The following is a 22688-nucleotide window of genomic DNA, read 5'->3' on the forward strand; positions in this document are numbered from 1 at the left end:
TTACCCACTATCCTTCCCGTTCGCGTCACAAACCCTGACCGTTCGTGTCGAGCGACGTCGAGACACGCTGGCGCTGTGCGTGTTGTCTCGACTTCGCTCGACACGAACGGTCAGGGATAGTGACGCGAACGGTCAGGATAGTGGGAAAGGAAGCTAACACGGCCTCCCCCAGCCCCTCCCGCCTGCGGGAGTGGAGTTCAGGGACGCACCGCTTTTGCGGCGCTGCGTGCTTACAGGACGCTTTCCAGCCAGCCCTTGAGCTGGCTTTTCGGTGCAGCGCCCAGCTTTTGCGCAACCGGCTCGCCGTTCTTGAACAGGATCATCAGCGGGATCGACTGCACGCCGAACTTCGCGGCGGTGTCGGTGTTGTCCATGATGTCGACTTTGGCGATGGTGATCTGATCGGCCAGTTCCTCGCTGATTTCCTCCAGCGCGGGGGCGATCATCTTGCACGGGCCGCACCAGTCGGCCCAGAAGTCGACCAGCACCGGCTTGTCGGAATTGAGCACATCGGCAGCGAAGCTGGCGTCGGTAACGGCGATAGTGGCCATGGGATTCTCCTGTCTGTTGAATGCCAATCTAGGCAGCGTTTGCCGCTTGGCAATTGCAGCCGGTCAAAAGGATTCCTGCGGCGCGGTCAATGCCTGCTTGTGGACAGCCAGCAAGTCCGCCGGAATCGCCAGCAGCCTGGGCACTTGCGTGTACAGCAGCGCGGCATCGACCGCGCGCCCCGGATAGGCCGCTTCCAGCGCGGCGGCATAAGCCGCCATCTGCCGCAGGATCGCCACCGGCACTTCATCCAGACTGGCGGGCGGGCGCCGCGCGGTCTTGAAATCGACCAGCCGGATGCGCGCCGGTTCGATCAGCAGACGGTCGATGGTCCCGGCCACGACCTGCCCGCCGACCGTTGCCGCAATCGGCACTTCGGCCAGCGCGGCGGGGGAGAACAAGTCGGCCCAGTCCTTGTGTTCCACCACAGCAAGCGCGGATGCGGCCAGTTCGGTGCGGGCATGGGCATCGAGATCGCTGGCGGAGCGCGCCAGCCAGCCTTGCGCGGCGGCCTTGCGCTCTGCCGGGGCCACATCGGGCAAGCGCTCCAGCAGCTTGTGCAGCAGCACACCCCGGCGCGCGGCAGCCATCCCTGCCCCCGGCGGGAACGGCGGATCGGCGGCGAGTTCCTCGCCCAGCGCCGACGGGGCAAGCGGGCGCGGCGGGCGCGGTTCGGCAGGGGCGCTACGGTCCAGCCAGGGCGGCAGCAGCGGCAGTTGCCCGACTTCGCCCGATGCGCGCGGCGGCGCGGGCGGCAAGGCATCGCCATGTTCCAGCCGCGCCCCCCAGATCGGGTCTTCAACCCACTCCTCGTCGAGGAACAGCCCCGCCAGCCGCGCATACCAGCTGTCCGGCGCGGGCGCCTTGTCCTTTGGCCCCAGTGCGCCAGCGACGAACAGCGCCTCTTCGGCGCGGGTCATCGCGACGTAGAGCAGCCGCCAGTGCTCCTGCCGCTCTTCGGCCTTGGCCTGCGCCTCGGCGGCTTTGATCGGCCCGACTTTCTCCTCGGTCCGCAGGCTGGGCAGCGGCACCGCGCGTCCCGCCAGATCGGGCAGGGTCAGCGCGCTGCCCAGCGAGCGGTCCGGATTGTCCGCCGCATCGGCCAGGATCACGATGGGGGCCTGCAAGCCTTTCGAGCCGTGGACCGTCATCACCCGCACTTCTGCGCCGCGCTGGCCCGCCTCGCGCTTCAGTTCGCCCTCGCCCGCGTCGAACCAGCGGATAAAGCCCAGCAGGCTGGGCACCGACCCGGCGGCATAGGCGCTGGCGGCGTTGAGCAGTTCGTCAATCGGGTCGTTCGCTTCACCGCCCAGCCGCGCCACCAGCTGGCGGCGGCCCTGCCACGGCCCGGTCAGCAGCCAGTGCAGCAGCGCCTGCGGGGTGTCTCGGTCGGCCTGATTGAGCAGGTCGACCAGCCGGTCCACCGTGGCCGCGACGAACGGATCGCGCGACCGGCTGAGGTGGCTCCACAGCCTGACCCGCTCGCCGCGATAGCCGTGCTCCAGCAATTGTTCCTGCGTCCAGCCCAGCAGCGGCGAGACGAGCAGGCTGGCCAGATTGAGGTCATCGAGCGGCTGGACCGCGAACCGCACCGCCGCCATCAGATCGCGCACCGCCAGCGGCGCGGCCAGCCGCAGCCGGTCCACCCCCGCCACCGGCACCCCGGCAGCATGGAGCCGCGCGACGATCAGCCCGGCCAGTTCCTTGCGCTTGCGCACCAGCACCATGACATCGCCCGGCCCGGCGCGGCGGGTTTTGCCCTTCATCAGCGGGAAGCCATCGTCCATCCAGCCGCGCACCTGCCGCGCGATCCGGTCGGCCAGCCGCCGGTCGGACCGGGCGAACCAGCCTTCCTGCCCCTCGTCGTCATCCTCACCGCCGGTCTGCTCGCTGGTATCGCCAACCACGCGCCACAGCGCGACATGGCCCGGCCGGTCCTCGCCCACGTGCTGTGCCGGCTCGCGCGGGAGGCCGAAAGCGGTGTGGCCGATCCGGGCAATCGCCATGTTGACGAAATCGAGCACGGCCTGCGCAGTGCGGAAGCTTTGCCCCAGATCGAGGTCCTGCAATTCGCGCGCCGCGATATTGCTGCGCAGCGCATCGACGTTGTGGGCCAGCCCGTCCATCTCCGCCCGCACGCGTTCGCGCGCCGCTTCGAAGTTTTCCGGGCTGGTGCCCTGAAACCGGAAGATCGCCTGCTTGTAATCGCCGACCACGAACAGCGTGCGCAGCTTGTCGCCGTGCGCGCCCAGACCCGCAAAGAAATCACCGGTCAGCGCGTTGATGATGCTCCACTGCGCGGCGTTGGTATCCTGCGCTTCATCGACCAGCACGTGATCGAACCGCCGGTCCAGCTTGTAGCGGATCCATTCGGCCAGGTCCGACTGGTGCAGCAGCGCGGCGGCCTGACGGATCTGGTCATCGAAATCGATGAACCCGGCGCGCGCCTTCGCCTCATCCCACGCCAGCGCGAACTTGCGGCCCAGTTCCAGCGCGGGGGCGAGCCATTCGGCGAGTTCGAGCAGCGCCTTGCGGTCCCGCACGGCCAGCGAACAGGCCAGCACTTCCTCTGCCGCCGCGCCGAAATGCTCCTCCAGCTTTTCGAGCGAGGGGACATCGCGCACGGTGTCCTTCTGGGTGAACAGCACCGTATGCAGGTCCGGCAACAGCGCCAGCCGCTCTGCGGGGGAGCGCGACAGCCAATCCGCAATCGTGACGCGCCCCGCCTGCCCCTTCTTGCCATTCCACTGGTTATAGGCCGACAGGCAGCAGCGCAGCGCATCCACCGCGAACGCCTCATCGCTGCACAGCGCGATCAGGTCATCCGGCCCGGCATCGCTGGGCAGGCCGATCAGTTGCCGCACGCGCGGCCGCATCGGTGGCTGCCAGGCCCCGCTCCCGGTCCACAGCTCATGCGCCTGCGCGCAGCGCAGCAGCCATGTTTCCACCTTGTCCGGCCCCAGCCTGACCGAGAGATTCGCCAGCGCCTCCAGCGTGCCCGCATCGTTCTGCGCCTCGGCATCGGCGAGCAGATCGGCCAGCACTTCGCGGCGCAGCAGATCGCGGTCGCGGTCTTCCATCGCGCGGGTGCCGGGGGTCAGCCCGGCCTCATGCGGGAACGCGGCGAGCAACCACTGCGCGAAGGCGTGGATCGTATCGATCCGCAGGCCGCCACCGGGGCAATCGAGCACTTCGGCAAACAGGGTGCGCGCCCGCGCCAGCGCAGCCTCGCCAAAGTCTGCCCCGATGGCCTTCAGGTCGAGCGCCAGCGCTTCGGGTTTGGCGCGCACCCAGCGGGCCAGCACCTCGTTGATCCGCGCGGCCATTTCGGTCGCCCCGGCCTTGGTGAACGTCAGGCACAGCACTTGTCCCGGACTGACCCCATCCTCCAAGAGCAGCCGCAGCACCCGCGCGGACAGCACCTGGGTCTTGCCCGTCCCCGCCGAAGCGGACAGCCAGACCGTGTCCGCCGGATTGACCGCCGGACGCTGGTTGCCGACGAGCGGCCAGAGCTTTGCCGGTCCGCTCATTCGCCCGCCGCCAATTGCACGGCCTCGCCGCGCGCCTGCCATTCGTCCAGCCGCATCAACTGATCGTAATCGTTGTAGCCGCCCAGATCGGGATTAAGCCGCGCGGTGAAGGGCTCATCGCCCTTGATCCAGCGCCGGATCGCGTCGGCCAGATAGTCCTCGATTGTCGCAAGGAACTCCTCGCGCGGGATGCCGGATTTTTTGCGGCCCTCCAGGATCGGCTCGTTGACGTAACCGAACCCGGTGTCGCTTTCCTTGGCCTTGCCGAGCGACCAGTATTCGAACTTCTCCGGCTCGCCCGCCACGCCCGCAAAGCCACCGGCGCGCGCGATCAGGCCGATCACGCCCAGTTGCAGGGCAAAGCCATCCTGAACCATCTTGGCGCTGGGCAACCCGCCCGTCTTGTAATCGACCACCGCCAGCGCGCCGCCGTCCAGCTGATCAATCCGGTCAGCGCGGCCGTGGACCTTGACGCCCATCACCGTCATCTCGCCCTTTTGCTCGCTGACCAGCACGGTGCGTCCCTGTGCGGCGGCGGTGCGCACTTCGGCGTCGATCCATTCCAGCGCTTTTGACAGGCGCGGCCACCACAAGTGGCGGACCAGCGGATGCGCCTGCATCGCGGCCAGTTCCTCCGCCGCCAGCACCAGCAGTTCGCCCGCCCCGCCCCCGGCCCCGTCATTGGCCTTGTGCCAGCGTTCCAGCACGGCGTGAACCACGGTCCCTTTCCACGCGGCGGTCGGTTCCGCATCCAGTGCGTCGAGCGAACGCAGCCCCAGGATCGCCTGAGCATAGAACTGATAGGGATCGCCGCGCAGCCGGTCGATCGCGGTGACGGCCAGCGACACGGCGCGCTGCTCCGCCGATGGCATCGGTCTGGGCTGGGGATAGGGCGGCGCGGCCACCGCATGGTCGATCCGGCGGGCCAGCTCCAGCGCCTCCTCCTCGCGGTGGTGCGGGGCCAGTTCACCCAGCATGGCCTCCACCCGCATCACGAACCGGCTGGGGATCACCGGCCCGCCTTCATCGCGCAAGGCGTGGCTCAGCACCACTTCGGGCGCGCCGAGCGCCCCGGCCAGATCGTGTGCGGACAAGCCGATGCGGAATTCCGCCCCCGGCACGCCCAGCGCGCGCAAGACGGCAGGCGGCAGCAGTGCTTCGGGCGATGGGCTGGCGGGCCAGCTGCCTTCGGTCAGGCCGGCACAGATCACCAGATCGGCGCGGCTCATCCGCGCTTCCAGCAAGCCATAGATCGCGACGCGCGGATGGCCGCCCCACGGTGGGCGCACCGCCACGCGGTCCATCGCATCGCGCAGCACGGCGGGCAGATCGCGCGGGCCGATCACAGTGCCGATGGCGCGCGCGCCTTCGCGCAAGTCCTCGATGAAGGCGGCCAGCGCGCGGCCATCGGCGCCGCTCCACAACGCCTCGCCGCACAAGGCTTCGCCGCCTGCGCAGAGCAGGTCGAGCGCGTCGGCCAGCGGCAGGTCAACCGACCAGCCGAGCAGCGGGGTCAGCACGGCCTCGACTTCGGACCACCACGCACGGATGTCCTCGCCGTCCGCGCCTTTGGCCAGTTTTTCAATGGCCGCGTGAAGCGGCGGCAGGCCCGGCGCTGGACGCGGACCGCGCAAGGCGAGGTCCAGCCCGCGCACGCGTTCCAGCCAGTCACGCCGCCCCTCGCCCGCGCGGACCAGCGGGTGTTGCAGCAGCGCCAGCAGCGGCACCGGCGCGGCGGCCTCTGCCGCAACTTCCGCCAGCAGCAGCAGCGCACGGCCCGCCGTGGTCAGCGGCAGCGGGCGACCCGCCGTATCATCAGCGGCAACGTCCCAGCGCTTCAGCTGCGCGATCACGCGGCCCGCCAGACCGCGATCCGGCGTGATCAGCGCGACGCGGCGTTCCGGCATTTCCAGCGCCTGCCGGATCAGGATCGCGATGGCCTGTGCTTCCTCGCCCGGATGCGCGCTCTGCATCAGCCGCACGCCCGACAGGCGGCGCTGCGCGGCAGGCAGATCGACCCAGCCCGCGCTGGCGGCGGGCGGCAGGAACAGGTTGGAAATCGCGCGGCTGCGCTCCGGCGGCGCGGCCGACAGGCCCGCGCGGTGCCAGGGCTGCACTTCATCGCGGTTAATGCCCATCCGGTTGAGCAGCAGCTTCAGGTGATACTGAGGATGGGTCACCGCATCGCGTTCCCCGAACGGGGGATCGTCCGGGCCTTCGGGCGCGCCAGCGGTGCCCAGCGCGGTCCAGACGTCCCGCTCCAGCGCCAAGTCCAGATCGGGCAGGATCACTGCGCCGCGCGGTAACTGCGCTATCGTGCGCAGCAGCTCGGCCAGTGCGGGCGAGGCGCTGGTCACCCCGGCAGCCACCACCGGATGCGCGGGCGGCGTTTCGCGCCAGCGGCGCGCGGCGTGCTGGAACAGCCGGTTGCGCCGCTCCGGCGGGTCAACCTCGCCGCGCTCCGCCAGTTCGGCCAGCCAGCGCGCCTGCACGGTCGCGAACAGCCGGGTCGCCTGCCGCCAGTGATCGGCCAGATCGCCGACGATCCCGGCAACGCGGTCCTGGAGCAGATCGCCCAGTTCAATTCCTTCAACCGTCAGCCGGTCCATCGTCCGTCCGGTTTCATGCGCCAGCCGGAGCAGCCCCGGCGCCTTGGGCGCATCCTCGCCCAGCTGCGCTTTGAGCAGCTCGGCCAGCCGCAGCCAGCGCCGGGTCGGATCGGCGGCGGGGGGAATGGCACTGCCCGCCCCCAGCGGATCGAGCAGCGGTCCCAGCGTTTCATCAAGGTCAAGATCGCCCACCACCGCCATGCGCGGCAGCAGCATCCCCCCACCCGACAGCCGCACGAACGCCTCGGTCACGATCCGTTCGGCGCGTCGGCTGGGCAGCAGCAGCGTCAGCCGCGCCAGCCCGACGTCATCCTGCGCATAACGCGGGATCAGCCCGGCAACGAGTGCATCGGCGAACCCGCGATGCGCGGCGATGGAGTAGAGTTGTGGGCCGTCCCGCTCAGCCACGGGCGAGCGCCGCCTCGGTCAGCGCGATCGCAGCCGGATAGCCGACATCGAACCAGTCGCCGTGATGGACCAGCCCGAAACAGCGCCCCTGCATGATCGCGCGGTCCCAGAAGACGTTGGTGGAAAATACCGCTGCCGGGGGATCGACGATCACCCGCTTCGCCAGCAGCTGAATGCCCGTCCACACATACGGGCGCGGCCGTTTTGGCCCCTCGCGCGAAATGCGGCCCTGATCGTCCAGGTCGAAATCCCCGGTCCCTTGCGTGTTGCCCGCGCGGCTTGTCGGCACCAGCAGCATCAGCACGTCCATCCGCGCAGCGTCCCACGCGTCCGCCAGCCGCAGCAGGCCGTTTTCGCCCGCGTCCGTCCACCGGTTGTCGGCGTTGATGCAATAGAACGGATCGTCCGCGATCAGGTCTTTCGCCTGCACCAGCCCGCCCCCGGTATCGCGCAGCAGCGCGCGTTCATCGGAAATGCGAACATCAAAATCAGCGGCGTGCGTGGCCAGATGCGCTTCGACCTGATCCGCAAGGTAGTGGACGTTGACCACGATCCGCCCCACCCCGGCGGCGCGCAGCTGATCGAGCACGTGATCGAGCAAGGTCTGCCCCGCCACTTCTACCAGCGGCTTGGGCCGGTCTTTGGTCAGCGGCAGCATCCGCGTGCCCAGCCCTGCGGCCATCACCATCGCCGTGCCGGGATGCGGATCGCTCATACCGTAAACGTGCCGCCGCCCGCCGCGCGCAATTCCACGGGGATATTGGCATCGAACCAGCGCGCCACCGGCGCCAGCGCGGGATGGGCCAGATCGCGTTCCAGCAAGGCCCAGACGCGCGGGATGTAATCAAGGTAGCGCGGCTTGCCATCGCGCTTCCAAAGCCGCACGAAAATGCCGACGATCTTGGCGTTGCGCTGTGCGCCCAGCCGCGCGTAATCGGCCAGGAAATCATCGCCCGCGCCAGTCTGCCGGACGTAATAGTCGAACATCTCCGTCTCAAGCGCAGGCGAGACATCGCGCCGTGCGTCTTGCAGCAATGACACCAGATCATAGGCCGCGTGGCCAACCAGCGCGTCCTGAAAGTCCAGCAGACCCTGCTTCTCCAGCGAACCCAGCAGCATCACGTTTTCGGCGTGATAATCGCGCATCACCACCACGCCGGGGCGCTGGCGCGGCAGCATCGGACCCAGCGCGGCTTCCCACGCAGCGGCATAGCCGGGGCCGTCGACATAAAGGTTCCGGGCCGGGCAATACCAATCGACCAGCAGCTTCGCCTCGCGCTGGTATTCGGCCAGACTGTAATCGCGGAACGGGCCGGGCGGCAGGCGGTGGAGTTCGACCAGCGTGTCGATCGCGGCGGTATAGACCGCGCGCTCATCGTCCGGCCACTGGTCCAGATACTCGCGCATCCGCACTTCGCCGAAGTCTTCCAGCAGGACCAGCCCGCGCGCGGCGTCTTCGGCCAGGATGTGCGGTGCGCGCAAGCCGTTAGCGTCCAGCCACTTGGCCGCGCGCAGGAACGGCTGTGGGTCTTCCTGCGGCGGGGGTGCGTCCATCAGCATCGCCGATTTTTCACCGCGCCGGACGCGGAAATAGCGGCGGAACGAGGCGTCCCCGGCCAGCGGTTCGACCACGCCGTCGCCCCATCCAGCGCTGGCAAGAAAGGCGTCGACGCCGTCAGGCAAGTTCAGTCCCATGGCTCCCGCCCTAGCCAATCGGGACCGGCTGCCGCAATGGCAATCCGCCCGCTGTCCGCAGTTTCGAGGGCAAGCGACAGGCACCCCGGCTCATGCCCGAAACCGCCCGCATGCTCCGGCCATTCCGCCAGCAACGCGGCGCCGAAGCGGTAATCGTCCAGTCCCAGCTCCTCGGCCTCCTCCGGGCGCTCCAGCCGGTAGAAATCGGCATGGACCAGCGGCAGCCGGACCGAAGGCGGATCATACGTTTCGATAATCGCAAAGCTGGGCGATGGCACTTCGCCCTGATGCCCCAGCGCCGCGATAATCGCGCGGGCCAGCGTGGTCTTGCCCGCGCCCAGCCCGCCCGACAGCGCCACGACATCGCCCGCGCGCAGCCCGGCGGCAATGCGCTGGCCCAGCGCCTCGGTCGCGGCGAGATCGGGCAGCGGGATCACCATGTCTCCCCCTCCTCTACAGAGGAGGGGGCCGGGGGTGGTGCGCGGCCACACCCGGCATGAACGCCGCGCGCGCGATCCTGCGGATCGCCACCACCCCCAATCCCCTCCTCTGAAGAGGAGGGGGGCAAGAAAGCGCAGCCGGCATCACGGCAGATCAATGATCGCGGCGGTGCCCTGCCCCGGCTCGGACAGCAGTTCCAGCGTCCCGCCATGCGCCTCGATCAGCTGGCGCGCGAGCGGCAGGCCAAGGCCCTGGCGGCGCTCGATCGCCTTGCCATCGGCCGACAGTTTCAATCCTTCCAGCGCGCGCGCCAGCGTCGGGCCGTCCATGCCGGGGCCGTTGTCCGAAATGACCACCCGCGCCTTGCCCTTGCGGCTGGCCAGTTCGGCCAGAATGCGTCCGCCCGGCGGGGTCGCGGCCATGGCATTGTCCAGCACGTGGCCGATCGCGCGGGCCAGCCGGCGGCGATCGCCGGTGATCCGGCCCACGCCCTTCGCCCCGCGCAGGTCGAGCGTCAGCCCGTCCTCTTTCAATCGGCTGGCGCGGTCTTCGACCAGTTTGGTCAGCAGCGGGAACAGGTCCACTTCCTCGCGCGCCAGCGGCAGCATCCCGGCCTCGCTTTGCGACAGGTCGAGCACCGATTCGATCTGTTCGCCCAGCCGCTCGACCGACGTCAGGATCGCGGCGACATATTCGCGGCCCTGTTCGGACAGATCCCCGCCCAGCCCGGCTTCGAGCAGTTCTGCAAACCCGCCGATGGAGGTCAGCGGCGTGCGGAATTCATAGCTCATGTTGGCCAGGAACCGCGTCTTCATCGAGTCGGCTTCTTCCAGCGCGACATTGCGTTCGCGCAGGGCTTCCTCGGCCTTTTGCGAATCGGTGATGTCCAGCACCGTCAGCAAGCCGTTGCCATCGGGCAGCGGCACACCTGCGAACTCCAGCGTGCGGCCATCGGCCAGCACCGCGCGGCCCGTTGTCTGCTTGCGGTCCAGCGTCGCGCCGCGCACGGCATCGCCCACGCCCTTGGCCTTGACCGGTTTCAGCAGGCGGCGCGCGATCCGTTCCAGCAGCGCCTCGATCCGGGGGTGGGTATCAAGGAACGTATCCTCCAGCCCCCAGTCGGCGGCAAAGCGGCGGTTCCACAGCTGCATCCGGCCATCAGGCGCGAACACCGCGATCGATTCGAACAGGCTGTCAAACGTGGCGGTGCGGGTGCGCAGCAGCGTGTCGCGCACGGCGGACAGGCGCAGCTGTTCAGTCCGATCCTCGGCAATCAGAATCAGCCCGCCATCGGGCAGCGGCTGCGCGACCATGCGCAAGTGCATGCCATCGCCCAGCGCCCAGGCTTCTTCCTGCGCGTCGCTGGCCAGGAACCAGCCCGCGCGTTCCCGCCGCCAGGCCGGAAAATCACGCGCTTCGGGCACGCGGCCCGCATCGCGCGCCTTGTCGAGGAACCGTTCGAACTGCGGAGGATCGAGCATAACGGCAGGTTTCAGCGCGAAAATGCGCTGGAACGGCTGGTTCGCGAACGTCAACTGGCGCTTGGCGTCGAACTGCGCGACCCCGGCGGAGAGTTGATCGAGCATCGCCCGCTGCGCCTCACGGAACGCGCGGAAGGCCCGCCCCTGTTCCTCCATATCCTCGATATCGACCGCGTATCCGGCAATGCCATCATCGCCCAGCGGCAGGTCAGAGACACGCAGCGCGCGGCGCGCGCCATCAATCGTCGCGGCCACGATCCGTTCGATCGGCATCCGTTTGGCGGCGGCTTGCACGGCCACCTGCCGCGCGGTCAGGCCATCGACGCTTTCGATCAGTTCGGCGCTGTCCGCCACAACCGCGCGGGCATCCTTGCCGCCAACGGCGCGGACATAGGCATCGTTGACCAGCCGCAGCGCGCCGTCCGGCCCGCGAAACCACATCGGCATCGGCGCGGCCTCGATCAGCCCGACCAGCGCGGAGAAATCGGCGCGGGCACCGGCGGCTTCGGCGCGCAGTTGCACCAGTTCGCTTTCGCTGTCGGAAAAGTCGAACACCCAGACCAGCGCCGCACCGCCGGGGGACACTGCCGGATCGGCCAGATGTCCGCGCAGCGCCAGGCTGCGCTTCGACCCGCGCGGGGTTACCACCATCCGGAACGGGGCGGCGGTTTTCTGGGTGCGGCGTACCGCTTCGGTCAGCTGCGCCAGTTGCGGCGTGGTCAGCCCTCCGCCGCCGCCATCGATCCGCCCGCCGTCCAGCTCAGTCAGAAACCGGGGAACGGCATCCAGCCCCAGCCAGTTGGCCAGCCGCTGCGGCGCGTCGATCTTGCCATCGGCGCGCACCAGCAGCGGCAGCGCAGGGCTTTCATCGACCATCCGCGCCAATCGCTTGGCCTGGCGCTGGCTGGCTTCGGCGCGGCGTTCGCGCTGGCGCGCGGACAGCAGCGCCCAGACAGCCGCCAGCGTCCAGGCGGCCAGCAGCAGCCCGATCGCGGTCAATGCCAGGGGGGACAAGGTCATCGCACCCAGCTATGCGCGCACGGCGCCAATGGCAAGGGCGGCACTATGGCCGCCCCTGCTTAGTTCGGATCGGGGCTTGGTTTCCGACTGGCTGGCGCAATCAGTAGCGATAATGGTCCGGCTTGAACGGGCCATGCGCGGGCACGCCGATGTAATCGGCCTGCTTTTTGCTCAGCGTGGTCAGCTTCACGCCCAGCTTTTCCAGATGCAGCGCCGCGACCTTTTCGTCGAGGTGCTTGGGCAGGACATAGACTTCGTTCTTGTATTCGCTGTTCTTGGTGAACAGTTCGATCTGCGCCAGCGTCTGGTTGGTGAACGATGCCGACATCACGAAGCTGGGGTGGCCGGTGGCGCAGCCCAGGTTCACCAGACGGCCCTTGGCCAGGATGATGATCTGCTTGCCGTCAGGAAATTCCACCAGGTCGGTGCCCGGCTTCACTTCGGTCCACTTGTAGTTGTCGAGCGCGGCGATCTGGATTTCGCTGTCGAAGTGGCCGATGTTGCAGACGATGGTCATCGGCTTCATCGCCTTCATATGCTCAGCCGTGATGACGTCTTCGTTGCCGGTGGCGGTGACGAAGATATCGCAGCGCTTCACCGCTTCTTCCATCGTCACGACTTCATAGCCTTCCATCGCCGCCTGCAGCGCGCAGATCGGATCGATTTCGGTGACCATCACACGCGCGCCGCCCTGACGGAGCGACGCGGCGCTGCCCTTGCCCACGTCGCCAAAGCCCGCGACGCAGGCGACCTTGCCGGCCAGCATGACGTCGGTGGCGCGGCGGATCGCGTCAACGAGGCTTTCCTTGCAGCCATAGAGGTTGTCGAACTTCGACTTGGTGACGCTGTCGTTCACGTTGATCGCGGGGAACGGCAGTTTGCCGTCCTTGGCAATCTGATACAGGCGGTGGACGCCGGTGGTGGTTTCTTCCGACACGCCCTTGATGTGCGCGACCGACATGGTGAGGTAGCCCGGCTTCTTCTTCAGGAACACCTTCAGCGCGCGGACGAATTCGATTTCTTCGGCGTTGCTGGGTTCGAACAGGTCTTCACCCGCTTCGACCCGCGCGCCCCACAGCGCGAACATCGTGGCGTCGCCGCCATCGTCCAGGATCATGTTGGCGGTGCGGCCGGTGCCATCGTCCCAATCGAAGATCGAACCAACATAGTCCCAGTATTCGGCCAGGCTTTCGCCCTTGATCGCGAACACCGGAATGCCCGCAGCGGCAATCGCGGCAGCGGCGTGGTCCTGGGTGGAATAGATATTGCAAGTGGCCCAGCGCACATCCGCGCCGAGTGCGACCAGCGTTTCGATCAGCACGGCGGTCTGGATCGTCATGTGCAGCGAACCGGTGATGCGCGCGCCCTTGAGCGGCTGGGAAGCACCGAATTCCTCGCGCAGCGCCATCAGGCCCGGCATTTCGGTTTCAGCAATCCGGATTTCGGCGCGGCCGAATTCGGCCAGGCCGATATCGGCAATAACGTAATCATGCTGGGTTTGGGCGGATGTGGCCACGATTGTAACTCCTGTGAACGTCGAACCAGCATCGCGTCCACGGAAACGGACGGCGCCAGCATGGCCCCGCCCTTAACCGTTCACCCCGTTCGAAGCAAATATAAAGAAGTCTTTATATGATGCCAATCAGCGCCGCGCCCAGGCGAATTGCAGTGACCCGCTGGGGGCCAGCAGCTGGTCGGCAGCGGCCACCAGCGGCTCTGGTCCGCTGGCATCGGCCAGCCCGCGCGCCACTTGCTTCAACTGCGCGCAGTTAAGCCACGGATGCCCCTGACCATAGGAATTGGCCATCGTCACGCTCAGCTTGTCGAGCGCACGGCTGGCCTCGGCCGCGCCATATCGCTTGGCCAGATCGACTTTCATCGCATCGCTGGCCTGATTGAGCGCCGTGATGTGCCGGGTGGTAAAGCGGCCGTAATCACCCTGGAAATTGTCGGCCGTGGTGCGGCATCGCAGCCCGGTGACCATCAGCATGATATCCAGCCTGCGCAGCTTTTCGGCCTGGCTCATCGGGGCCGCGCTGGCGGGCACGGAACAGGCCATGATTGCTGCGGCGACCCCGGCCGCGACTCCTGAAACGATCTTCATCTGCGGTCTCCCGGCGGGACCCATCCCGCACGATCAACTTTGCGCAGCCGGTTTACCGTTTCTTAAACCGGGCCGGTAAAGCGAAATTAAGCATCTCCGGACGTTGCGGCGCGGCCACAGCACCCTATATTCTGCGAGAGACTCGCAATTCCCCGACACAGACAGGAGATCGACCCATGACCATTTCAGTTGGCGACAAGCTGCCCGACATCAAGCTGGTGAAAGCCGGTGAAGCCGGACCCGAAGCCGTGCAATCAGCCGATTACTTCAAGGGCAAGCGCGTCGCGCTGTTTTCGGTCCCCGGCGCGTTCACGCCGACCTGCTCGGCCAAGCACTTGCCGGGCTATGTCGAAAAGGCCGAAGACCTGAAAGCCAAGGGCATCGATGAAATCGCCTGCACCGCGGTCAACGATCCATTCGTGATGGGCGCATGGGGCAAGGCCGCCGGTTCCGCCGACGTCACCATGCTGGCTGACGGCAATGGCGATTTCGCCGAAGCGCTGGGCCTGACGATGGACGGCAGCGGATTTGGCCTGGGCAAGCGCGGCCAGCGCTTTTCGATGGTGGTCAACGATGGCGTGGTCGAACAGCTTCACGTCGAAGCGCCGGGTGACTTCAAGGTCAGCGCCGCCGATTATCTGGTCGATCAGCTCTAAGTATCTGATAGTTCGAAAAAAGGGTGGAATGGCATGTGCCGTTCCGCCCATTTTTGTGTCCGCCGGGTCAGTCGATGTGCCGCTTGGGCGCGTTCGCCAGCGGCTCACGCAGTTTCAGGGCCACTTTGCCGTTCGTGAAACTGCCGCGCATCCCGCAATAACTGTGACAGCCATTGTCGCGGTCGGTCCAGCGCAGGTCCTTGCCCTGCCGCCAGATTTCCAGCCGGCACGCCTTGCCCTGCCAGCCGTCGGGATCGGCAAACACCAGCTTGCGCCCCTGCACCGCCGCCCGCCCCTGCAAATCGCAGGTATGGCCATTGAAGAAGTTCAGCGCGAAGCTGACGTCGGCGCTTTGACCGTCGATGGGCGTGATAACCACCTCGTCCGTGACGCTGAACTTCGCCCCGCTGACATCCCCGCTTTCCCAGGTGCGCGGGTAATACCCGGCCAGTTCGGCCAGCGGATCGGCTTTGCCCGCCTGCACCACCGCCGTTCCCGCCAGCGCCAGCAGTACCGCCGCCGCGATCATAACCCGGCGCATCGGTCAGTATCCCATCAGGCTGAGCACTTCCTTGCGGCTGCGGTGGTCATCCAGGAAACAACCGATCAGGCGGCTGGTGACCATGCCCACGCCCGGTGTCTTGACCCCGCGCCCGGTCATGCAGCCGTGCTGCGCCTCGATCACCACGGCCACGCCGTGGGGTTGCAGGTTGTCCCAGATGCACTGCGCCACTTCGGCGGTCAGGCGTTCCTGAATCTGGAGCCGCTGGGCAAAGCCGTGCAGCACCCGGGCCAGCTTGGAAATCCCCACCACCTTGTCGCGCGGCATATAGGCGATCGCCGCCTTGCCCGTGATCGGGGCCATGTGGTGTTCGCAATGCGACTGGAACGGGATGTCTTTCAGCAGCACCACTTCGTCATAGCCGCCCACTTCTTCGAACTGGCGGGCCAGATGAATCGCAGGATCATCCTGATAACCCTGGCAATATTCCTTCCACGCGCGGGCGACGCGGGCCGGCGTATCGATCAACCCTTCGCGTGCCGGGTCGTCTCCGGCCCAGCTGATCAGCGTGCGGATGGCATCCTGCACATGGTCCGGAACCGGCAGCTTGGTCATCGGACCAGCATCTCCGGCGTCAGAATCGCAGCTCATCTCAAAAACCTTTCCCATCAACGCGGACGGCGCAGCAGCCCCCCGCGAAACAATCCGCGCCGTTTGCTGAACGGTTCGAACAGTTCTTCCGGCCGCTCCGGATCGAGCAGCGCCTTGTCGGCGACCGCTTTCTCTCCTTCACTAAGCGGTGGCAAGACCAAAGCGTCAAGGCGTTTCCCGGTCTTTGTGCTGTGTTCGATCAACCGGATCATCGATGGATCAGCGGCCAGCGCGCCGCGCACCTCTTCTACCGAAAGGCCCAGATGCTCGGCCAGCAGCTGTTGCCGCAGCCGACTGATCGCGGGCATGGCGTGCGCATTGCCGGGACGCGCTGCGTCGATGAAGACATCGCATTCGCTGTCCAGCCCCAGCGACCGGTTGTTCATGTTGGCGGAACCGATCCGGACAATTTCGTCATCCACGATCATCATCTTGGAATGAACATAGATCGGCGTCCCCGCTGCGTTGCGCGGCACGAAGATGCGAAACCGGCTGCAATGATCCCGTTCCTCGATCGCATGGCACAATCGCGCCCGTGCGCCGTCCATCGCTTTCTGTTCCAGCCAGCCTGATGCGGACAGCGGGTTGATCAGGACGATTTCGGGCGGGTCCGGCTCCGACAGCTTTTCCGCAATCGCCTCGGCAATGGTGCGCGCGGCGAAGTACTGGCTTTCGGCATAGATAAAGCGCCGGGCGCGGCGGATATGCTCGATGAACAGGTTTTCCACCTCGCGCAGTTCGCCCAGACCGTCCCAGGCCGCGCGGGTGCGGGCGATCCCGATTTCAACGTTCTCGAATTCGGCCTTGATCGTCGCGGGCCAGGCGGTCGCGCGGCTGGGCGCACAGGGCTGCATCGGCCGGGCCCCAGCCTCCTCCCAGCGGTCCCGCCCCAGCTGCGCCAGCGCGCCGGCGGCTTCACCCTCCACCAGCATGGACAGATCGTGCCATGGCGCGAAGACCCGCCGCCCCCATGGCATCCTGCGCCGTTCATCGCCCTCGCGGTGTTCCGGCGTGTCCCAACGGTCTGACGTCATGTCGATCCCGCCGCAGACGGCAAACGTATCATCGATCACCACGATTTTCTGGTGATGGCTGCACCCCAGCGGGTGGGCGGAATCAAACTTGAAGTCGATCCGGGGGTGCAGCCACCAGCGCAGCAGGTCGATCACCATCGACCCGCGAAAGATGAACTTGAGCGCGCCGAAGTTCCATTTCAGCACCCGGACTTCCAGCGCACGCGTGCGGCGGCACAGCCAGACGATGAAGCGGCCGAGGCGCGCGGGCATCTGCGTCTTGCTGGGCCGGTGCCACATGCGCCGCCCGGTGCCGAGGTGAATCCGGGTATCGAAATCCCAGCCGATCAGCATGATCCGCTGCCGCGCGCGCAACATGGCGGTCTGCATCAGTGCGAAATAATCCGCCGCGTCGACCACCACATGCGCCCGGCTGGCCCACGCAAAACGCCAGACGGACGGTGCACCCTGTTCCCCTGCCGTGCCGGTTTCCTGCATCATATCTGGATCGTAGCCGGGTCTGGCCTGCGCGTCACCCATCACAATCACCATCGGCAGCGCGCCCCTTCCCCTTCCCCTGCGGCAGCCGGTGTGACACGAAGGCAGCATGGTTCTTGATCCCCAGCGCTCCCCCCTGGTCCGCATCCTGCGCCGCGCCGCGCAACAGGTGCCGGGCGCGCTGGCGCTGGGGCGGCTGGTCCGCCGCACGCTGGATCCGCAGCTGCGGGAAATTCACCGCCTGCAACACCAGGACGCCGCGCGCCTGTTGCAGCCGTTCCCCGATACGTTCGAGGAGCGCTATCCCCAGCTGTTCGATGCGCTGGCCCAGCGGCTGGCGCATTTGCCAGCGCCGCGCATCCTGTCGTTCGGCTGCTCCAGCGGGGCGGAAGTCCGAGCCCTGCGCCGGCGTTTACCGAGCGCACGGATCGTGGGGCTGGACCTCAACCGCCGGATGATCGCCGATGCGCGCATCGCCGATACCAGTCCGCTCAGCGATTACCGGCTGGCGGATGCACCCAATCCCGATGAACAGTTCGATGCCGTGCTGGCAATGGCCGTGCTGCGGCACGGCGTGCTGGAGGCCGAACGCCCGGACAGCTGCGCCGCCGTGCTCCCCTTTGCGCGCTTTGCAGACACAATTGCCCGGCTGGACCGGCATATCGTTCCGGGGGGCTGGCTGGCGCTTTACCACGCCCATTTCCGCTTCCGCGATACAGCCACCGCCGCCCGGTATCAGGCTGACCCGCTGCGGATGAGCGACTGCCCGCCGCAAACGCTGCTCTATGGCCCGGATGACCGGTTGCTCACCGGCATGGCCGAACCCGCCGTGCTCTTTCACAAGCAGGGCAGCGCCGCGAGCGATTGAAAACACGGCCTTGCGGGCCTGAAAGCAAAAACCCCCGCCAGGTCAGCTGACCGGCGGGGGTTTTGGTGCGCCCGGAACGATTCGAACGTCCGACCCTCAGATTCGTAGTCTGATGCTCTATCCAGCTGAGCTACGGGCGCGTTGGAAGGGCGCTATTACGGGGCGGATTATGGCTTGGCAAGGCCCTATTTTTTCGCACCGACAAGTTCTCCGACCGCCCGCGCCAGCGGCACATCAAGCGGCGGCATTGCCAGGGTTGGCAGCACATCGGCGGCGAACCAGCCGATTGCCTCACCCTCCAGACATTGTGGCGTACCAGTCCATTCACAGGCAGTGTAAAGCAGCACGACATACGGTTCAGCCGGGTTTGCGGCGAAACTCACCGGGATCAGCGCGGCAGGTTCGATGCCGATCCCCAGTTCCTCGGCAATTTCGCGCACGAGGGCGCAAACCAGCGATTCCCCGGGCTCTACCTTGCCGCCGGGAAACTCCCACAAGCCTCCATGCTGCTTGCCCAACCGGCGCTGCTGCATCAGCACGCGTCCGGTCTGGTCGATCAGCGCCAGCGCGACCACGGGAATGATTGTCGGAAAATTTGGCAATGCCGGTCCAGTCGTAAACTATTTTTTAGGGAACTGCTGCGAAACCGGGCCATCCGCCCAATTCTGCGGAGAGGGGACCCATGCTGGCCATTATCAAACGACTGTTTGCTGACAAGGCCGGGACTTCCGCTCTGGAGTACGGGCTGATTTGCGCGCTGATCGTGATTGCCATGGTTGGTGCTTTCAACGGCTTCAGCAACGAAACCCAATCCATGTGGGCAGAGGTTGCATCGAAGCAAAAAGCTGCCTCGCAAAAAGCTTCTGCGAATTAAGCATTTTTCAAGGAATAACACTTACTTCGAAAAATGCTCAAACGGGAAACCACTGCGAGCCGGGTTAACAAGACTGCCTATAGGAGACTGACCATGAAGAAGCTCATCAACAAGTTTTTCAAGAACGAAGACGGCGCGACCGCAATTGAATACGGTCTGATCGCTGCCCTCATCGCCGTTGCCGCGATCACCGCGATGCAGGGCCTGGGTAACGAACTGGGCACCACCTTCAACACGACTTCGTCGGCGATGCAGGGTGCCAACGCTCAGGGTTCGGGCGCCTAAGCGCTAGGCCAACTAGCAAACGTTCGGGGCGGCAGGGAAACCTGCCGCCCTTTTCGTTTGCCTGCGCCGCACGCTCAATACGTAACCAGCTTGACCTTCTGTCCTACCACAACCGTGGCATTCGCGGCGAGGCCGTTCAGCACCCGGAACCGGTCTACGGGGGCATCGGTATAGGCCATCCGCCTGGCGAGCGTTTGCACGGTGTCGCCTTTCTTGACAGTTTCAACCACCAGCTTGCGCGGCTTGACCGCACTTGCCTCGGCCACGCTGATCCGCCGCATCGACTGGTACATGCCGTCAAACACCGCGCCGCTGCCCGCGGGCACGATGGTGATGAAGTGGAACGCCGAATCCTTGGCCCATTCATACGCGAACACCGTCACATCGACCTGGCTGTTGCCCGACGCGACCCGCGCGGTGGCATAGGCGGCGGGAATGCTGTTCACCGTCGTCCGGTTGATCGTGCCCGGGTTGATCTGGGCCTCGCCCGATTCGGTCAGCGTCGCAAAGGCGGCCCGGACATAGGTATCCATATCGCCGGTATAAGCCGCCGTCGTGAACTGCGCTTTCCCGGCCTGCCCGGTAATCGCGACCGCGCGGGTGCCGTTCATCAGGTAGAAGCCGGTCGGCGCGGCGAAGAACAGTCTCAGGTCCGGGTGCGTGAACTTCGCGCCCTCGACAATCCCCTGCTTGGGATCGTCACCATACGTCAGCCCGGCAATCCGGCTGAGGAACAGGTCGCGATTCGTCACGCCCTTGGCATTGCTGCCCGCCCGCGACAGCGCGGTGCGCACTCGCGAGGCCGGGTCCGGGTGAGTCGAGGCCCATTCCGGCACCTTGTTGGCCGAACCCATCAACCGCGAATCCAGCGCGTTCTGCCCGGCAAGGCTGCCCAGCACCGTCGACATGGCGCGCGGATCGTATCCCGCCTTGTTGAGATAGGCGATGCCAAGGTTGTCCGCTTCGGTCTCCTGGCCGCGCGAGTACTTCAGGGTAAGCAGTTGCGATCCCTGCATGAAGCCCTGTTGCAGGACCTGGCCGACCTGGCTGTTTTTCAGCAGCACGCCGCTCAGCACCGTGCCCAGCAAGCCGAAGATTGCGTTCTTGGTGGCTGCGCTTTGCCGCTTGGCGGCGTGGCGGGCGGCAACGTGGCCGACCTCATGGCCCAGCACACCAGCCAGTTCCGCCTCGTTGTTCATCAGCGCCACCAGTTGGCGCGTGGTGTAGACATAGCCGCCGGGAATCGCGAAAGCATTGTTCACCGGCGAATTGAGCAGCGTGACCGTGAAATCGCCCTGCGCATTGCTGAGGCCCGATTGCACCGCGATCTTCTTGCCGACCGATTCGACATACTGCGCCTGCGCGCCGGTCATCGCCCCGCCGAATTCAGCGACCAGCTGCGGATGCGCTTCGGCCCCTTGCTGTCGATCCTTGGCGCTGATCGACTGGACAACGCCGGTGCCGGACTGGGCCACAGTGCTGGCCTGCGGCACGGCAAACGCGGCAACAGCTGCACCAGCGATCAGAGTATGACGGAATGGGCGCGACATGGCGGGCTCTCCTCAGGACCAAATTAACCGCGGCAGGGCTAAGCCCTCGCCAAGCGGTTGAAAAGCCCAGATAGCATTGCGCCGGATGAGTGCCGCCTGAACGGCCGCAGGATCAGCTTTCGCCGATGCGCAGGAAGCGTTCTTCGCGCATGGCACGGATCTGGGCGGCGGACAGCCTGGTCAGGACGTCCAGCTCCTCGCCAATCACCTTGGCCAGCGCCAGCGCGGCTCCGGCAGGATCGCGGTGCGCACCGCCAGCGGGTTCTTTCACGATCCGGTCGATCACGCTCAGTCCCAGCAGGTCCTGCGCGGTGATTTTCATCGCCTCGGCAGCATCGGCGGCTTTTTCATTGGTCCGCCACAGGATCGAAGCGCAGCCTTCCGGCGAGATCACGGAATAGACCGCGTGTTCCAGCATCAGCACGCGCTCGGCGCTGGCCAGCGCGACGGCGCCGCCCGAACCGCCCTCACCCACGATCACCGCCACCATCGGCACGCCCAGCGCCAGGCACGCTTCGGTTGAACGCGCAATCGCTTCGGCCTGGCCGCGCTCTTCAGCCTCGACCCCCGGAAACGCGCCGGAGGTATCGACCAGCGTCACCACGGGCAGGCCGAACCGGCTGGCCATTTCCATCAGGCGGATCGCCTTGCGATAGCCTTCCGGCTTGCCCATGCCAAAGTTGTGCTTGATCCGGCTTTGGGTGTCGTTGCCCTTTTCATGCCCGATCAGCATCACGCGCCGACCGTTCAGCCGCGCAAAGCCGCCGATGATCGCCTGATCGTCGCCGTAATACCGATCCCCGCCCAGCGGCACGAAATCGGTGAAAGCCAGTTCCACGAAGTCCTTGAAATGCGGCCGCATCGGGTGGCGTGCGACTTGCGTCTTCTGCCATGGGGTCAGCGCCGCGTAAGTGCTGGCCAGCAGGTCAGCGCTTTTCTTTTCCAGCCGGCGGATTTCCCCGCTGATATCGACATCACCGCCCGCAGCGACGCGCAGTTCGGCAATGCGGGCTTCGAGCGCCGCGACGGGCTTTTCGAATTCAAGATAGGACACCATGGCCGCTGCGCTAGCGTCAAGCGCCGCGCACGGCAAGGGGATGCCGCGCATTGACCAGTGCAACCAGCCGCGCGCTGTCAACATGGGTATAGATCTGGGTAGTCGCGATATCGGCGTGGCCCAGCAGCGTTTGCAGCACGCGCAAGTCCGCCCCGCCTTCCAGCAGGTGCGTGGCAAAGGCATGCCGCAGCACGTGCGGACTGACCTTGTGCGGGTCAATTCCCGCGCGCACCGCCAGATCGCGCAGCAGCTGGAACAGCCTGATTCGCGTGATGTGACCGGTGCCGGCGCGGGACGGGAACAGCAGCTTGCCCCCCTGGGGGCGAACCGCCAGCCAGCGCGACAGGACGTGGCGCGCGCGGGTGCTGACCGGGACCATCCGTTGCTGCCCGCCCTTGCCGGTTACCGTCAGCAGCGGTGCATCGCGCGGCACCGCGTTCAGCGGCAGGGACACCAGTTCAGTCGCGCGCAGGCCGGAGCCATAGAGCAGTTCCAGCAGCGCCAGCATCCGCACCATCGCAGGCTGACCGGTTGCGGCCTCTTCTTCCGCGCGAACCAGCATCCGCTCAACTTCCGCATGGCTCAGCAGGCGTGGCAGCGGGCGACGCGTGCGCGGGCGCGGCAACGCGGGCGTCGGATCATCGCGGCGCAGCCCTTCATCCAGCAAAAAGCCATAGAACTGCCGCAAGGCTGAGCATTTGCGGGCCAAGCTGGACGGTGCCAGATCGGCCCACACTCCGCCAAGCGAGGCCAGCGCGGCACCGTCCGCCGTCACCAGATCGCCGATCGCGTCTTCTGCCCCGGCCAGATCGCGGGCATAGGCTGCCAGCGTGTTCGCCGCCGCGCCGCGTTCCGCCGCAAGCATGGCCAGAAACGCCTGAACGGCGGCGGAAATCG

Annotated in this window: 20 protein-coding genes and 1 tRNA gene; 4 read left to right on the forward strand and 17 right to left on the reverse strand. The window is 66.5% G+C overall.

Going from position 1 to position 22688, the window contains the following annotated elements; translation table 11 throughout:
* Positions 1 to 230: 230 nt before the first annotated feature.
* From trxA to Q8Q53_RS00160, 9 genes are all read right to left on the reverse strand, one after another.
* Positions 231 to 551, reverse strand: a complete 321-nt coding sequence (trxA, locus tag Q8Q53_RS00120; RefSeq protein ID WP_305699711.1) for a thioredoxin — start codon at positions 549 to 551, stop codon at positions 231 to 233.
* Between the two features lie 63 nt (positions 552 to 614).
* Positions 615 to 4079, reverse strand: coding sequence for a double-strand break repair helicase AddA (gene addA, locus Q8Q53_RS00125; RefSeq protein ID WP_305699712.1), 3465 nt, complete (start codon positions 4077 to 4079; stop codon positions 615 to 617).
* Positions 4076 to 7096: a double-strand break repair protein AddB gene (gene addB / locus Q8Q53_RS00130; protein WP_305699713.1), complete on the reverse strand. Its 3021-nt coding sequence runs from the start codon at positions 7094 to 7096 to the stop codon at positions 4076 to 4078. Before addB ends, addA begins: the two co-directional genes overlap by 4 nt.
* A complete protein-coding gene (locus tag Q8Q53_RS00135; protein WP_305699714.1) occupies positions 7089 to 7811 on the reverse strand; it encodes a nucleotidyltransferase family protein in 723 nt (240 codons plus the stop codon). The genes addB and Q8Q53_RS00135 overlap by 8 nt, the downstream gene beginning before the upstream one ends.
* On the reverse strand, positions 7808 to 8791 hold the full coding sequence (locus tag Q8Q53_RS00140) for an aminoglycoside phosphotransferase family protein (RefSeq protein WP_305699715.1): 984 nt from the start codon (positions 8789 to 8791) through the stop codon (positions 7808 to 7810). The genes Q8Q53_RS00135 and Q8Q53_RS00140 overlap by 4 nt, the downstream gene beginning before the upstream one ends.
* Positions 8782 to 9231: a tRNA (adenosine(37)-N6)-threonylcarbamoyltransferase complex ATPase subunit type 1 TsaE gene (gene tsaE / locus Q8Q53_RS00145; protein WP_305699716.1), complete on the reverse strand. Its 450-nt coding sequence runs from the start codon at positions 9229 to 9231 to the stop codon at positions 8782 to 8784. Before tsaE ends, Q8Q53_RS00140 begins: the two co-directional genes overlap by 10 nt.
* A gap of 144 nt (positions 9232 to 9375) precedes the next feature.
* Entirely contained in the window at positions 9376 to 11733 is a 2358-nt protein-coding gene (locus Q8Q53_RS00150; RefSeq protein WP_305699717.1) for a PAS domain-containing sensor histidine kinase, read from the reverse strand.
* A 100-nt stretch (positions 11734 to 11833) separates the two neighbouring features.
* Positions 11834 to 13249, reverse strand: coding sequence for an adenosylhomocysteinase (gene ahcY / locus Q8Q53_RS00155; RefSeq protein ID WP_305699718.1), 1416 nt, complete (start codon positions 13247 to 13249; stop codon positions 11834 to 11836).
* Positions 13250 to 13375: 126 nt separating this feature from the next.
* Positions 13376 to 13837 carry an S-adenosyl-L-homocysteine hydrolase gene (locus Q8Q53_RS00160; protein ID WP_305699719.1) on the reverse strand — a complete coding sequence of 154 codons (462 nt, stop codon included), beginning with the start codon at positions 13835 to 13837 and terminating at the stop codon, positions 13376 to 13378.
* A gap of 176 nt (positions 13838 to 14013) precedes the next feature.
* Here Q8Q53_RS00160 and Q8Q53_RS00165 point away from each other — a divergent pair, with 176 nt between their 5' ends.
* Positions 14014 to 14493, forward strand: coding sequence for a peroxiredoxin (locus Q8Q53_RS00165; protein WP_305699720.1), 480 nt, complete (start codon positions 14014 to 14016; stop codon positions 14491 to 14493).
* A gap of 67 nt (positions 14494 to 14560) precedes the next feature.
* On the opposite strand, the gene Q8Q53_RS00170 is transcribed toward Q8Q53_RS00165, so the two are convergent.
* From Q8Q53_RS00170 to Q8Q53_RS00180, 3 genes are read right to left on the reverse strand one after another with little or no spacing between them, the layout of a single operon-like run.
* Positions 14561 to 15034: a hypothetical protein gene (locus Q8Q53_RS00170; protein ID WP_305699721.1), complete on the reverse strand. Its 474-nt coding sequence runs from the start codon at positions 15032 to 15034 to the stop codon at positions 14561 to 14563.
* A gap of 3 nt (positions 15035 to 15037) precedes the next feature.
* Entirely contained in the window at positions 15038 to 15610 is a 573-nt protein-coding gene (folE, locus tag Q8Q53_RS00175) for a GTP cyclohydrolase I FolE (protein WP_371136468.1), read from the reverse strand.
* A gap of 53 nt (positions 15611 to 15663) precedes the next feature.
* A complete protein-coding gene (locus Q8Q53_RS00180) occupies positions 15664 to 17211 on the reverse strand; it encodes a phospholipase D-like domain-containing protein (protein WP_305699723.1) in 1548 nt (515 codons plus the stop codon).
* A gap of 55 nt (positions 17212 to 17266) precedes the next feature.
* Between Q8Q53_RS00180 and Q8Q53_RS00185 the strand changes: the two genes are divergently transcribed.
* Positions 17267 to 18025, forward strand: a complete 759-nt coding sequence (locus tag Q8Q53_RS00185; RefSeq protein ID WP_305699724.1) for a trans-aconitate 2-methyltransferase — start codon at positions 17267 to 17269, stop codon at positions 18023 to 18025.
* 63 nt (positions 18026 to 18088) lie between these two features.
* Here Q8Q53_RS00185 and Q8Q53_RS00190 read toward each other — a convergent pair.
* Both Q8Q53_RS00190 and Q8Q53_RS00195 read right to left on the reverse strand, forming a co-directional pair.
* Positions 18089 to 18165: transfer RNA gene (locus Q8Q53_RS00190), tRNA-Arg, on the reverse strand.
* Positions 18166 to 18210: 45 nt separating this feature from the next.
* The gene (locus Q8Q53_RS00195; protein ID WP_305699725.1) at positions 18211 to 18627 is read right to left on the reverse strand and encodes a (deoxy)nucleoside triphosphate pyrophosphohydrolase; all 417 of its coding nucleotides are present in this window, start codon (positions 18625 to 18627) and stop codon (positions 18211 to 18213) included.
* Between the two features lie 80 nt (positions 18628 to 18707).
* On the opposite strand from Q8Q53_RS00195, the gene Q8Q53_RS00200 reads away from it, so the two are divergent.
* The gene (locus tag Q8Q53_RS00200; protein WP_305699726.1) at positions 18708 to 18899 is read left to right on the forward strand and encodes a Flp family type IVb pilin; all 192 of its coding nucleotides are present in this window, start codon (positions 18708 to 18710) and stop codon (positions 18897 to 18899) included.
* Positions 18900 to 18992: 93 nt separating this feature from the next.
* Positions 18993 to 19184 carry a Flp family type IVb pilin gene (locus tag Q8Q53_RS00205; RefSeq protein ID WP_305699727.1) on the forward strand — a complete coding sequence of 64 codons (192 nt, stop codon included), beginning with the start codon at positions 18993 to 18995 and terminating at the stop codon, positions 19182 to 19184.
* A 74-nt stretch (positions 19185 to 19258) separates the two neighbouring features.
* Here Q8Q53_RS00205 and Q8Q53_RS00210 read toward each other — a convergent pair whose 3' ends face one another.
* The 3 genes from Q8Q53_RS00210 to Q8Q53_RS00220 form a co-directional block, all read right to left on the reverse strand.
* Positions 19259 to 20734 carry a M48 family metalloprotease gene (locus Q8Q53_RS00210; protein ID WP_305699728.1) on the reverse strand — a complete coding sequence of 492 codons (1476 nt, stop codon included), beginning with the start codon at positions 20732 to 20734 and terminating at the stop codon, positions 19259 to 19261.
* A 112-nt stretch (positions 20735 to 20846) separates the two neighbouring features.
* Complete coding sequence (locus Q8Q53_RS00215) at positions 20847 to 21791, reverse strand: acetyl-CoA carboxylase carboxyltransferase subunit alpha (RefSeq protein ID WP_305699729.1); 945 nt, start codon at positions 21789 to 21791, stop codon at positions 20847 to 20849.
* 16 nt (positions 21792 to 21807) lie between these two features.
* The gene (locus Q8Q53_RS00220) at positions 21808 to 22686 is read right to left on the reverse strand and encodes a tyrosine recombinase (protein ID WP_305699761.1); all 879 of its coding nucleotides are present in this window, start codon (positions 22684 to 22686) and stop codon (positions 21808 to 21810) included.
* Positions 22687 to 22688: the final 2 nt, after the last annotated feature.

This window comes from Novosphingobium sp. (assembly GCF_030699305.1).
GTDB lineage: Bacteria > Pseudomonadota > Alphaproteobacteria > Sphingomonadales > Sphingomonadaceae > Novosphingobium.

Excerpts from the sequence above, each read along its gene's own strand:
- tsaE (WP_305699716.1), bottom strand. The coding sequence starts at position 9,231 with ATGGTGATCCCGCTGCCCGATCTCGCCGCGACCGAGGCGCTGGGCCAG.
- Q8Q53_RS00215 (WP_305699729.1), bottom strand. The coding sequence starts at position 21,791 with ATGGTGTCCTATCTTGAATTCGAAAAGCCCGTCGCGGCGCTCGAAGCC.
- Q8Q53_RS00205 (WP_305699727.1), top strand. The coding sequence starts at position 18,993 with ATGAAGAAGCTCATCAACAAGTTTTTCAAGAACGAAGACGGCGCGACC.
- Q8Q53_RS00150 (WP_305699717.1), bottom strand. The coding sequence starts at position 11,733 with ATGACCTTGTCCCCCCTGGCATTGACCGCGATCGGGCTGCTGCTGGCC.
- folE (WP_371136468.1), bottom strand. The coding sequence starts at position 15,610 with ATGACCAAGCTGCCGGTTCCGGACCATGTGCAGGATGCCATCCGCACG.
- Q8Q53_RS00180 (WP_305699723.1), bottom strand. The coding sequence starts at position 17,211 with ATGGTGATTGTGATGGGTGACGCGCAGGCCAGACCCGGCTACGATCCA.
- Q8Q53_RS00160 (WP_305699719.1), bottom strand. The coding sequence starts at position 13,837 with ATGAAGATCGTTTCAGGAGTCGCGGCCGGGGTCGCCGCAGCAATCATG.
- addA (WP_305699712.1), bottom strand. The coding sequence starts at position 4,079 with ATGAGCGGACCGGCAAAGCTCTGGCCGCTCGTCGGCAACCAGCGTCCG.
- Q8Q53_RS00135 (WP_305699714.1), bottom strand. The coding sequence starts at position 7,811 with ATGAGCGATCCGCATCCCGGCACGGCGATGGTGATGGCCGCAGGGCTG.
- Q8Q53_RS00200 (WP_305699726.1), top strand. The coding sequence starts at position 18,708 with ATGCTGGCCATTATCAAACGACTGTTTGCTGACAAGGCCGGGACTTCC.
- Q8Q53_RS00170 (WP_305699721.1), bottom strand. The coding sequence starts at position 15,034 with ATGCGCCGGGTTATGATCGCGGCGGCGGTACTGCTGGCGCTGGCGGGA.
- Q8Q53_RS00165 (WP_305699720.1), top strand. The coding sequence starts at position 14,014 with ATGACCATTTCAGTTGGCGACAAGCTGCCCGACATCAAGCTGGTGAAA.
- trxA (WP_305699711.1), bottom strand. The coding sequence starts at position 551 with ATGGCCACTATCGCCGTTACCGACGCCAGCTTCGCTGCCGATGTGCTC.
- Q8Q53_RS00140 (WP_305699715.1), bottom strand. The coding sequence starts at position 8,791 with ATGGGACTGAACTTGCCTGACGGCGTCGACGCCTTTCTTGCCAGCGCT.
- Q8Q53_RS00210 (WP_305699728.1), bottom strand. The coding sequence starts at position 20,734 with ATGTCGCGCCCATTCCGTCATACTCTGATCGCTGGTGCAGCTGTTGCC.
- Q8Q53_RS00185 (WP_305699724.1), top strand. The coding sequence starts at position 17,267 with ATGGTTCTTGATCCCCAGCGCTCCCCCCTGGTCCGCATCCTGCGCCGC.